This is a genomic window from Bacillus inaquosorum, assembly GCF_023238325.1.
GTDB lineage: Bacteria > Bacillota > Bacilli > Bacillales > Bacillaceae > Bacillus > Bacillus inaquosorum.
Genome location: NZ_CP096592.1, coordinates 862472 through 873595, shown reverse-complemented (window position 1 = coordinate 873595; position 11124 = coordinate 862472). Strand labels below are relative to the sequence as shown.

The following is an 11124-nucleotide window of genomic DNA, read 5'->3' as shown; positions in this document are numbered from 1 at the left end:
CTAGCCTCTCTGCTTTTTTTATTTCACCGCAGCTCTTAATTCCTCCGCCGCAAATTCCACATTTGGGCCAATGATCACTTGAACCGATTGCCCGCCTGATTTGACGACCCCTTTTGCGCCTGCTTTCTTTAACAGCGCTTCATTCACTAAAGCGGTATCCTTCACAGTCAGCCGCAGTCTTGTGGCGCAATGATCAATGGTTTGAAGGTTTTCTTTTCCGCCGAGCCCTTTCAGCATGATGTTTTCATTGACATCCTGAACTGTATTTTCATCCAGCACTTCATCAATGTCATCATCTTCCCGTCCCGGCGTTTTTAAATTCAATGCCTTAATCAGTACATAAAACACGATAAAGTATATTGCCGCATAGCATATACCTACCAGAAGCAGAAGCAGCGGTTTTTCTGCGATTCCGTAGCTGAGCACATAATCGATGGCTCCGGCTGAGAAAGAGAAACCTGTGCGGATGCCGAGCCAGTTGACGATAAATAAAGACAGCCCGGTTAAGACCGCGTGAACAGCGTATAAAAGCGGAGATAAAAACATAAATGCAAACTCAATCGGCTCCGTAATCCCTGTAATAAACGCAGTCAAGGCAAACCCGATCATCATTCCCGCCGTCGCTTTCCGTTTTGACGGCTTTGCAGTTACAACCATAGCGAGACATGCCGCCGGAAGACCGAACATCATGATTGGGAAGAAGCCGGTCATATATGTGCCCGCTGTCGGATCTTTCGCGAAAAAGCGCGCCAGATCACCTGTCACTCCGTTATATTCTCCGAATTGGAACCAGAAAATATTGTTCAGCACGTGGTGAAGGCCAAGCGGAATTAACAGCCTGTTGAACAGGCCGAATATGCCAGCCCCGATGCCGCCGAGCCCCAGCATCCATTCTCCAAACGCATTAATGCCCGATTGAATCGGCGGCCAGACAACTCCGAATATGCCGGCTAAAATAATCGTAATAATGGCTGTTACAATCGGCACAAGCCGTCTGCCGCTGAAGAATCCAAGATATTCAGGCAGCTTTGTATCCTTGAAGCGGTTATAGGTGTAACCGGCTATTAAACCAGCAATGATTCCCCCAAATACCGCCATGTTGTTTGTTTTATCAATTGTCTTTGTCGCCGCGTCAAGCATCAGATACGATATCGCCCCTGATAAACCCGCGGCCCCATTGCTGTCCTTTGAAATGCCGATGGCAATCCCGATCGCGAAAATAAGCGGCAGATGATCAAAAACCGCCGTCCCCGCTTGATAGATAAACGGGATATTAAATACATCCTCTCTGCCAAGCGCAAGGATTATTCCAACTGCAGGCAGAACCGCAATCGGGAGCATAAATGACTTCCCGAGTTTTTGTAAAAATGAAAGCATACCCATCCCCCTCATACCCTTTTTTTTCAAATATACCATATAAGATATCTAGTGATCTATACCAATTTTCCCGGAGTATTTCTTTTTTCCCAGGTCCGTGTGTTTCCTATTTTTAAGACAGTTGTGGTAAGCTTAATCTAGATTATTTAAAAAGAAAGCGGGAATGACAGATGATTGTAACAAACGATCAAGAATTAGAAGGCCTGAAAAAAATCGGAAGAATCGTCGCGCTGGCGCGTGAAGAAATGAAACGGAAAGCAGAGCCCGGAATGAGCACAAAAGACCTTGACCTTATCGGAAAAGCGGTGCTTGATGAGCACGGCGCCGTTTCAGCTCCTGAGAAGGAATACGACTTTCCGGGCGTGACATGCATCAGTGTAAATGATGAAGTGGCTCACGGCATACCAAGCACCTCGAAAATTTTAAAAGCGGGAGATCTTGTGAACATTGACATCTCTGCTGAATTTGGCGGCTTCTATGCCGACACAGGCATCTCATTTGTGCTCGGTGAAGGAGAAGAACGCCTTCATAAGCTTTGTCAATGCGCAGAAGACGCTTTTCAAAAAGGGCTGCAGCAGGCAAAAGCAGGCAAGCGCCAAAACCAAATCGGAAGAGCCGTTTATCATGAAGCACGCTCTCAAGGCTTTACCGTCATCAAAACCCTGACCGGCCACGGAATCGGCAGAAGCCTGCATGAAGCGCCGAACCACATCATGAACTATTATGATCCGTTTGATAACGCGCTTTTCAAAAACGGCACAGTCATCGCGCTTGAACCTTTTATTTCAACGAAAGCGGAAACGATTGTTGAGGCTGGAGACGGCTGGACGTTCAAGACACCGGATAAAAGCATGGTTGCCCAAGTTGAACACACCATCGTCATCACAAAAGATGAACCGATTATCCTGACAAAATTGTAAAACACATTCCGGGCTACCGGATGGTTTAACCTCCGCCAATTGCAGGTAAAACATCACTATTCTGCAGGAGGAGGTATTGCAATGAACAGAGATCAAGAAAAAATCCAAATTGAAAACGAAATGAATGCAATGCATGGCACAACAAAAGAAGAAATTTTAAAAGACTTCGAGGAATTTAAAGACTACCTGAAAAAACAAGTTAACCGAGGCAGAAAGCTGGGATTGGATGACAGCAAGCTTGTGAAAAGCGCCGCGATCCTGGGAGACTACCTCAAGAAGCATGAAGAGCCGCAAAACAGTGAAGAAATGCTGCTGCAAGAGCTTTGGAGCGTTGCGGACGAAGATGAAAAACAACATTTGGCACAGCTGCTGGTCAAATTGGTTGATAAACAATAAAAACACGAGCCGGGCACATATGCTGCCCGGCTTTCTTGATATTGTCACAGCCCGGCTCTTCCAGATATGCTACACTACTATTATGTCTGTGAAAGGAGCCTTTATCTGCATGTGGTTTATTATTTTCGGCATCATTTTTTTCATTGAAGGCATCATTATGACCGTTTACGGCGTTAAGAAAAAAAACGGGATGCTCACATATATCGGCATTGTTTTCGCCATTATGACATTTGGCGTTGTCATGATCAAACTAACCGGCCATTAAATCATATTCGGCTTTTGCTCCGCATATACATACAGAAGAACATTCGTACATCTAGTGCGAAAGGCTCAGTTTTCCCCGCATCTCTTTTCAGCATCTTTTTATAGATGTTACAATGCCAATCGTTTCGAAATCAGATAGGGAAAGGAGTTTTCTGACATGCATTACGGCAGTAAAGGCTGGTATGTGGCAGAACTAAAAAAGCAGGGGATCACGCACCATGAGGGAAGAAAGCTTCAAAGCTATAAAACCTATTTTCTTGCCAACCTGCTTGAAACAAAGAAAAAACAATCTTAAATATGGCAAAGCCGCGCACGTTGATATGCGCGGCTTTTTTCTATTCAACCGGCAGCAGCCTGTCCTTTTTTTTCATAAAGGACGCTCTCCAGCTTTCCGATAGTGCAGCCTCACTTAAAATCAGTTCAATGGCGGTGAGATTTTTTGCATCATGGTAGTTGATGCGGTTGGCGAACTGGACGGAGATGCCCTTCTCTCCTCTGGACAGCAATTCAAGGTTCGCGCCGGGAGACACCCTGCCCTCCTCCAGCACGCGAAAATAAAACCCTGTATAGCCGGTTTGCTGGACCTTCAGCACCATTTCTTTTACACCAAACTTTTTCGCCAGCTTTACACACGGCTGGCGCGGCTGGCTGACCTGAACAACAGCTTCATCAAGCCTGAACACATCCCCGATGCAAACATTCTCCTCAGTCAGGCCCGCGACCGTCAAATTTTCTCCAAATGCGGCATTTGATAGCGGTCTTGAGAGGAACTCTTCCCAAAACGGATAATGCTCCGCCGGGTAGACACAGACAGCCTTATCAGGTCCGCCGTGGTTGACGAGGTCCGCCTGTCCGTCTCCTTCAAAATTCTCCCGATACAGCATGACGTCTGATTCAGCCGGCCGCTTCATGATGCCGGTTTCGATTTTCTTTCCGTCATATTCAAGCGTCTGCGGTTTTCCCAGATTAAGAGAAAGAACTGAATAGCACTCTGGTTTCATACAAACACATCCCCTTTACAGGTTGTAAAATGATTGATTATCATAAAAAGAAAAGGTGGTTTTTACATGCTTCAATACCGAATCGTTGTAAACGGCCGGGTTCAAGGTGTGGGCTTTCGCTATTTTGTTCAAATGGAAGCTGATAAGCGAAAACTGGCCGGCTGGGTCAAAAACCGTGATGACGGGCGTGTCGAGATTTTGGCAGAGGGTCCGGAAAACGCCTTACAGTCGTTTCTTGAGGCTGTAAAGAAAGGCAGCCCTTTCTCAAATGTTACCGACGTCTCTGTCACTGAATCCCGCAGCCTTGAAGGCCATCACCGTTTTTCCGTTGTTTACTCGTAAGGCTTATCCTGATAAAAGTAGTTTGGCTTAACGATTGTGTTGTCATAGGAACGGTGGAAGATATGAGTGGCAGCGGGTGAAATCGGCGGAATCAGCCACGTCCAGTCCCCCGTCAGCTTTCTGCCCGCTTCTTCTTCCTGTTCTTCAAACCGTTTAAACTGGCTTGCAGCCGTATGATGGTCAACGATGCTGACACCCTGCTTTTTATACGAGTGCAGCACAGCTTTATTCAATTCAACAAGTGCTTGATCCTTCCATAAATCCGTATTGTAATCAGTAGAAATGCCGATAACGGACGCCACTTTTTTGAGCTTGTCGTATCGCTTTTCATCTGCCAGATTTCTCGCTCCGATCTCCGTGCCCATATACCAGCCGTTAAACGGTGCGGCATTATAATGAATGCCCCCGACCTCAAGCTTCATATCAGAAATAATCGGCACTCCGTACCATTTCAGCTCCAGATCAGAAAACGCTTCGATGTCCGGATGTGTGATTGGAACCTCGATCACAAGTGAACGCGGCAGGTCATACCAGACCGGCTGTTCGTCGCCTTTCATGCGAAAAATGAGCGGCAGCAGGTCAAAATCCGTTCGCTCTCCGCGCCAGCCGAGCTCTTCGCAGGCTGCGGTCAGGGAACGGGAAGCCGGGTCGCCGATTCTTTCTCCGTCTGATTCATATCCAGCGTACCGGATCAGCTGATGATTCCAGATCTCGACTTGCTTTTCACCCTTCTCTTCCGGAGGGAAAATCGTAATGGTCGGCCTGATTTTCCCGTTATTGGTGGCGGTTTCAATATGATGCAAGAGGGCGTCACGCACTTCTTCCTTCGTCCGGACGTCACGTCTGTCGATGACATTCAGCGAATTCCAGAACAATCTGCCGATGCAGCGGTTGCTGTTTCTCCAAGCCATTTTCGCCCCGTGCGCAAGCTCTTCCTTCGTATGTACATAGCTTCCGGTCCGATCAATTTCACTTTTAATGCTATCGAGACGGTCTTTCACTTCCTCTTCCTTTCCCAATTCCTGATAGCATGCGGCAATAAACGCTTTCGCTTCGTTCCAAAGTATTTCTTTTTCTTCCAACAAACTCTCCCCTTCAAATCGCATTCATGCTTTTCATTGTATCGTTTTTAAGCCGGAAGACAAATGATTTTTCTGTATCTTCTTGGAATATAATAAAAAAACACCCGCGTGTGCGGGTGTTAAAGAGACGCTAAACGATTTGCCAATTCAATTAAGTCACTGCGAAAGTTTTTGCCGGTCATCGGTATGCCATGCCCGGTCAGCAGTGCTTCCGGTTCAAGGCCGGCAAGCTTCTGAATGGATTCGGCAGCCGTCTCTGTGTCAGGCGTGAAATAAGCCGGCGGCCCATGAAGCTCCTGTTTCTGAATCAGGACGTCTGCTATTTTCTCCTGTTCTACTGTAATGACAGCATCGCCTGCTACAAGCACGCGTCCGTCCTCGCGGAATAACGAAATATGGCCCGGCGTGTGTCCCGGAGTCGCAATCCACATCCACTCGTCAAGAAACGGTACAGAGCCGTCTTCCGGCAGTGTCTGCACATGTGAGGAAATATCGATGGAGTGCCGCGGAAACAGTGGCGACAGCTTGGCAACCAACCCGCTCTTGCTGTCAGGACGAGCCGGAGGATAATCCTCTTTACCTGTTACATAAGGCATTTCCCGAGAATGGACATACACAGGAACATCCCAATGCTCAAGGATCCCTTCGATTGCCCCGATATGATCAAAGTGCCCGTGTGTGAGGATAATCGCCTTCAGCTGAAAATCACCGCCGAATCTTTGTTTGGCTTCACTTACAATCATGTCGGCTGATTGAGGCATGCCCGCATCAATTAAAACAAATGAGCGAGGCTCAGAAGGCAGCTGAATAAAGTAGACATTCGCAATTTGCACGGTCAAGCCGTGCACCCCTTTTGCCGCTTCGAACCCCGTTCCGCTTCTGACCGAAGTCAGCGGCATATAAGGATCACTCATGATGACACCTCCGGTATGTTGTATGCCGTTAGTGTGTGTCATTACGCTTGAATTATCATATGGAAATAGAGATTGCACCAATAAATAGAGCGATAGCCGTCATGACGATCACTGCGAGAACCGCCCATTTCAATGCGAATTTTTGATGGTCGTCAATAGAAACCCCGACAAGTCCGACAAGCAAATGAGTAGACGGCACAAGCGGGCTCAGCATATGAATCGGCTGGCCGATGATAGAGGCTCTGGCAATTTCCACTTTATCCACACCATATGCGACAGCCGTTTCTGATAAAATCGGCAGCACCCCGTAGAAATATGCGTCATTCGGCATCAGGAATGTGAAAATGCCGCTGGTTAAGGCCACAATCGCCGGAATCAATCCGCCCATTTGTTCAGGAATCATAGACACGAGCGAAATCGCCATTTCATCAACCATTTTGGTGCCTGTCAAAATCCCCGTAAAAACCCCTGCCGCAAAAATCATTGAGCCAATAGCCAGCACGTTGCTGGAATGCGCCGAGATGCGTTGTCTCTGATGCTCAAGGTTTGGATAATTCACAATCAGTGCAATACAGAACGCAATGACAAACAGTACGGTTAAACTGACTTTACCCGATACTAAACATCCTATCAAAGAAAGCGTTAACAATAAATTGAACCACCACAGCTTCGGTCGCTTCCACTCATCTTCAACCGCAGCCGCCGGTTCATTGGCATTGGCCGGCTGTTTCAGTTCAATCACCCCAAGGCGCTTTCGTTCCGCTTTTCCAAGCACATACGCAACTGCAACCATACAAAGCATCCCGCTTGCGATGACAGGAATCATCGGCCCTGTAAGTTCAGCCGGATCAACCCCCAGCGCGCTCGCCGCCCGCGGCGTCGCGCCACCCCACGGAATTGTGTTCATGATCCCCATGCCGACTCCCGCGATTCCCGCCAGGATAATCGGCCGGATGCCAAGCAGCAGATAGAGCGGAAGCATTGCGCTTGTCGTAATCATATACGTGGTCGAGCCATCTCCGTCCAAGGCGACGAGCATCGTAAGAACCGCTGTCCCGACAACAATCTTTAACGGGTCGCCTTTGACCATGCTTAAGATTTTGCCAACCATCGGATCAAACAGCCCTGTATCAATCATAATCCCAAAATATAAGATCGCAAACATAATCATGACCGCAGTCGGCGCTACCTGCTGAATCCCCGAAATCATCATGTCCCCGACTTCAGTAAATCCAAATCCGGCGATCAGCGCAAACACAATCGGCGTCAAAACTAACGCTGTCAGTACAGAAAGCCGTTTTGTCATGATCAATGCCATAAACACGAGCATCATGAGAAAGCCTAAGATTGCTAACACACCCATTCCCCCTTAAATGAATCCGCTTACATTTTTTTCTCCCTTACTCCCCTTTTTGTCTTGCCTTTTTGCCATCGTATGGGAAAAACATTCGCAAGTAAATAATTTGGTTTTTTTGTATTTTTAATTTTTTAAAACCGTTTTGTTCTTTTTGTTCATTTCTGGGTATATCAAAAAGATCCCGGAATGCCGGGATCTTAATGTCCTGTCATAATGCTTTGATAAAAAACAGATTGCTGGTCAAGAAACCGTTTCGTTTCCCTGCTGTTCAAATAAAAGCTTTCCCAATCCTGTTCGTTTATTTTCCGCTTCCACTCAGGCGAGGAGGTGACCTTCTTTAGCGCTTGATCCCAGTAAGAAATCTCTTCCTCCGACATGTTTTTCGGGCCCAAAACCCCTCTCCAATGAGAAAACACAAACGGGATCCCCTGCTCCTTCCACGTCGGAACATCAGGAAAACCGGGAAGCCTTTTATCAGACGTTACAGCAGCTAAAGTGATATCGCCGTGCCGCTCATATGGTTTCGCTTCAGAAAGTGTCATTGAAGCCGCTTCTATCTCATGTCTGAACAGCGCCTGAATGAGCTGCTCACTGCTGTCATACTGTAAAAATTGAATGTCAAAAGGGTCAATGCCGTACATATCTGCCGCTCTGACGAACGAAAGCTGATCATCATTGCCAAGCCCCGGCGCAAAGCCGATTTTCACCTTGCCGGGATGCATCTTAATCTCCTTCAGCAAATCCTTGCCGTTTGTTAACGCTGATCTTTTTGGCAATGCAACAGTCTGCCATTCCTTGGAGAGAATGGCGAGCGGAGTAAAATCGTCCGTTTTTAATTTACTTTGCCCGAGAAGATCATTGCTCAGGATTAAACTGGACGTCATGCTGATGGTCTGTTTACTGCTTTCATTGACATATTTCCAGCCTTTCTCTCCCCCGCCGCCGGGTTTATAGACAACATGAACCTCACCCTTCACGATCTGCTTCTGCCTCAGAACAGATTGGATCGCCTGCGCTGTGACATCCCAGCCGCCAGAAGGCTCAGCGGGGACGACAATTTCAATCGGCCCGTGTGGCAGGCGCGGCGCAGCCGCCTGCCTGATGTCCCCCTGCATAAAGATCAATAGAGCAATCAATAGAATCATACATTTTTTCATATTTAGTCCGCCGCCAAATAATATTTTCTCTCCGGCCTGCCGATAATCCCGTATTCAAGCTCGGCTCTTGCTTCTTCCTTTGCCACAAGGTACTCGGCATAGCGGCGGGCAGTCGTTCGTGACGCTCCCATTTTTTCCCCAAGCTCTTCCGCTGTCAATCCTTCTGATGCAGTTCGAAGCGCTTCCTTAATTTTTCGCAGTGTAATCGAATTAATGCCTGTCGGCAAATTCTCTGCCGGCAAAGATGTCTTCACACCGTTCCCGAAAATATGATCGATCATGGATTGGCTGACCTCCGGCTGAGACAAAAGCAGCTTCCTTTTTTCTTTATACTGAAGCAGCACTTGTCTGAACTTGTCAGCCGTTACGGGTTTGATCAAATAGTGGGCAATCCCTGCCCTGAGCGCTTCCTGTAAATGACGCGTTTCTGTTGCCGCTGTGATGATCATAATGTCCACTTCAGGAAATCGGCTTCGTATCTCAGGAATCAATGTGGTCCCAAGCTCGTCCGGCATATAAATATCGAGCAGAAGCAAATCAGCCTTTTGTTCCTCCAAAAGCGCCATTGTCTCTTTGGCATTGGCCGCTTTTCCGATAATCTTGAATCCATCAAGCTGTTCAATCAATCTCTCATGGATTTGCGCAACCCGAAAATCATCCTCCGCAATCGCGATGTGAATCAAATGGATTCCCCCTTTGTTTCTCCTTCGGTATAAATACAGTGAATACCGCACCGCCACTTTTTTGGTTCGCCAGTTCGATCCAGCCGCCCAGTTCATGCACTGAGTCTTTGACATTAGCCAGACCGTAGCCTCTCTTCATCCCCTTTGAAGAATAGCCTCTTTGAAATACAGCTTCCATCTTATCGGGCGGTACACCGGGCCCTGTGTCTGATACTTCGATGACAATATCATGGCCCATATCCGTGATGAAAAACAAAACCTCCTTCACGCTTTGCTCTGCTACCGCTTCGAAAGCGTTATCAATTAAGTTGCCAATAATCGTAATGAGATGGGACAAGCCGATATGTGCAGGAAGAGGCGCGAGCGAGCTGTTCTCATCAATAGACAGCTTGACCTTTTTTTCCGATGCCTTGCTTATTTTTCCCAGCAAAATCGCCTGCACCTGCTGCGAATGGATGTTTTGGAATAAAATATCATGCTGTTCATTTTGTATCGCGTATTCTTCTTTAATCAGCTCAATGGCTTCATCATACTCACCGAGCTCAAGCAGCCCTAAGATCGCGTACAGCTTATTTGAGAATTCATGGGTCTGCGCCCTGAGATCCTCTGAATATTTGCGAACCTCTGTCAGTGTGTCGATCAGCTTTTTCAGCTCTGTTTTCTCCCGGAAGCTGACGACAATCCCATACGCCTGCTCGCCTTGAGTCATCACTTTCGTATTGATAATAAAAACTTGATCATTGACACTTACCTCCTGGTTCGGCAGCATGTCTCCTTGTTCAAGCACAGACTTCAGCCCGGCTCCAGGCATGACGTCCTCAATAGGAAGATGGATCACAGGCTCGGGAAGCTTCAGCATCTCGGCCGCCGACACGTTCATCATGGTGACGACGCCTTCACGATTGGTGGCAATGATTCCTTCTCTAATCGCAAAAAGCATTGCATTCCTTTCCCGATAAAGAGCCGCGATCTCATGCGGCTCAAGGCCAAGCGTATCCCTTCTGATGCTTTTTGCCAGCGCGGCGGCACCGGCAAATCCGAGCAGCAGCACAAGCACAGCGATCACACTCAAGTTTCTCAGATGCTTTTTGATGCCTTGCTCCGTCTCCGTTTGCAGAAAATCAACAGACACGCTGCCGATTACTTGGCTGTATCCCTTCTGCTCTTTAATGATCGGCGCGCTCCCTCTGATGACTCTTCGTCCATCTGCTTTTGTTTCAGAAACATGCGAGCCGCCAAACAAAATTTCTCTGCTGCGCTCCAGCTTCTTTTGACCGCTTTTTTCCGAGGCGCTCCGAATGTCTCCTTTTTCGTCCAATACATAAATGGCATACGCGCCAGTCTGTTCTTTCATTTGTTCAATGACCTCTTGCGTCTCAGCCGCATGCCCGCCTTTTCTCTCAATGAGCTCTTTAGCCGGCGGCATATAGGAAATGGTTCTCGCCGTCTGAACCGCAAGCTGCTCAGCCTGTCTCCGTTCTTCCTGTGTATGCTGAACGGCTAACGTAACGGTCAGCACACCAATGACAAAAACCAGCAGAGCCGCAATCAGCCCCATTATTTTTGTTTGCAGGGAAAAATGGAACCGCTTTTTCACCACAGCACCAGCCGTCCTTTCTACCTAGATCATA

At 47.6% G+C, this 11124-nt stretch carries 13 protein-coding genes; 5 read left to right on the top strand and 8 right to left on the bottom strand.

The window, feature by feature from the left end; genetic code table 11:
- Positions 1–18: 18 nt before the first annotated feature.
- A complete protein-coding gene (gene nagE / locus M1M80_RS04285; RefSeq protein WP_003239878.1) occupies positions 19–1377 on the bottom strand; it encodes an N-acetylglucosamine-specific PTS transporter subunit IIBC in 1359 nt (452 codons plus the stop codon).
- A gap of 170 nt (positions 1378–1547) precedes the next feature.
- Here nagE and map point away from each other — a divergent pair, with 170 nt between their 5' ends.
- From map to M1M80_RS04265, 4 genes are all read left to right on the top strand, one after another.
- Positions 1548–2297: a type I methionyl aminopeptidase gene (gene map / locus M1M80_RS04280; RefSeq protein WP_060398158.1), complete on the top strand. Its 750-nt coding sequence runs from the start codon at positions 1548–1550 to the stop codon at positions 2295–2297.
- A gap of 81 nt (positions 2298–2378) precedes the next feature.
- Positions 2379–2693, top strand: a complete 315-nt coding sequence (locus tag M1M80_RS04275) for a DUF3243 domain-containing protein (protein WP_060398157.1) — start codon at positions 2379–2381, stop codon at positions 2691–2693.
- Positions 2694–2802: 109 nt separating this feature from the next.
- Positions 2803–2958, top strand: a complete 156-nt coding sequence (locus M1M80_RS04270; RefSeq protein WP_003244572.1) for a hypothetical protein — start codon at positions 2803–2805, stop codon at positions 2956–2958.
- A 156-nt stretch (positions 2959–3114) separates the two neighbouring features.
- Positions 3115–3252: a YflJ family protein gene (locus tag M1M80_RS04265; RefSeq protein WP_003239885.1), complete on the top strand. Its 138-nt coding sequence runs from the start codon at positions 3115–3117 to the stop codon at positions 3250–3252.
- Between the two features lie 40 nt (positions 3253–3292).
- Here M1M80_RS04265 and M1M80_RS04260 read toward each other — a convergent pair whose 3' ends face one another.
- Complete coding sequence (locus tag M1M80_RS04260) at positions 3293–3958, bottom strand: MOSC domain-containing protein (protein WP_060398156.1); 666 nt, start codon at positions 3956–3958, stop codon at positions 3293–3295.
- A gap of 66 nt (positions 3959–4024) precedes the next feature.
- Here M1M80_RS04260 and M1M80_RS04255 point away from each other — a divergent pair, with 66 nt between their 5' ends.
- A complete protein-coding gene (locus M1M80_RS04255) occupies positions 4025–4300 on the top strand; it encodes an acylphosphatase (protein ID WP_060398155.1) in 276 nt (91 codons plus the stop codon).
- Here the strand turns inward: M1M80_RS04255 and nosA are convergent.
- The 6 genes from nosA to yflR form a co-directional block, all read right to left on the bottom strand.
- Complete coding sequence (nosA, locus tag M1M80_RS04250) at positions 4291–5382, bottom strand: nitric oxide synthase (protein ID WP_060398154.1); 1092 nt, start codon at positions 5380–5382, stop codon at positions 4291–4293. The two genes, M1M80_RS04255 and nosA, sit on opposite strands and share 10 nt — an antisense overlap.
- A gap of 119 nt (positions 5383–5501) precedes the next feature.
- A complete protein-coding gene (locus tag M1M80_RS04245) occupies positions 5502–6296 on the bottom strand; it encodes an MBL fold metallo-hydrolase (protein ID WP_060398153.1) in 795 nt (264 codons plus the stop codon).
- A 55-nt stretch (positions 6297–6351) separates the two neighbouring features.
- Positions 6352–7653, bottom strand: coding sequence for an Mg(2+)/citrate complex secondary transporter CitM (gene citM / locus M1M80_RS04240; RefSeq protein WP_060398152.1), 1302 nt, complete (start codon positions 7651–7653; stop codon positions 6352–6354).
- Positions 7654–7850: 197 nt separating this feature from the next.
- Positions 7851–8810, bottom strand: coding sequence for a tripartite tricarboxylate transporter substrate binding protein (locus M1M80_RS04235; protein WP_060398151.1), 960 nt, complete (start codon positions 8808–8810; stop codon positions 7851–7853).
- Positions 8811–8812: 2 nt separating this feature from the next.
- Positions 8813–9493: a two-component response regulator CitT gene (gene citT / locus M1M80_RS04230; protein WP_060398150.1), complete on the bottom strand. Its 681-nt coding sequence runs from the start codon at positions 9491–9493 to the stop codon at positions 8813–8815.
- Complete coding sequence (gene yflR / locus M1M80_RS04225) at positions 9465–11093, bottom strand: two-component sensor histidine kinase CitS (protein ID WP_060398149.1); 1629 nt, start codon at positions 11091–11093, stop codon at positions 9465–9467. Before yflR ends, citT begins: the two co-directional genes overlap by 29 nt.
- Positions 11094–11124 lie beyond the last annotated feature (31 nt).

What these genes read in the sequence shown, in the direction of transcription:
- nagE (WP_003239878.1), bottom strand. Translation starts at nt 1,377, where the DNA reads ATGCTTTCATTTTTACAAAAACTCGGGAAGTCATTTATGCTCCCGATT.
- map (WP_060398158.1), top strand. Translation starts at nt 1,548, where the DNA reads ATGATTGTAACAAACGATCAAGAATTAGAAGGCCTGAAAAAAATCGGA.
- M1M80_RS04275 (WP_060398157.1), top strand. Translation starts at nt 2,379, where the DNA reads ATGAACAGAGATCAAGAAAAAATCCAAATTGAAAACGAAATGAATGCA.
- M1M80_RS04270 (WP_003244572.1), top strand. Translation starts at nt 2,803, where the DNA reads ATGTGGTTTATTATTTTCGGCATCATTTTTTTCATTGAAGGCATCATT.
- M1M80_RS04265 (WP_003239885.1), top strand. Translation starts at nt 3,115, where the DNA reads ATGCATTACGGCAGTAAAGGCTGGTATGTGGCAGAACTAAAAAAGCAG.
- M1M80_RS04260 (WP_060398156.1), bottom strand. Translation starts at nt 3,958, where the DNA reads ATGAAACCAGAGTGCTATTCAGTTCTTTCTCTTAATCTGGGAAAACCG.
- M1M80_RS04255 (WP_060398155.1), top strand. Translation starts at nt 4,025, where the DNA reads ATGCTTCAATACCGAATCGTTGTAAACGGCCGGGTTCAAGGTGTGGGC.
- M1M80_RS04245 (WP_060398153.1), bottom strand. Translation starts at nt 6,296, where the DNA reads ATGAGTGATCCTTATATGCCGCTGACTTCGGTCAGAAGCGGAACGGGG.
- M1M80_RS04235 (WP_060398151.1), bottom strand. Translation starts at nt 8,810, where the DNA reads ATGAAAAAATGTATGATTCTATTGATTGCTCTATTGATCTTTATGCAG.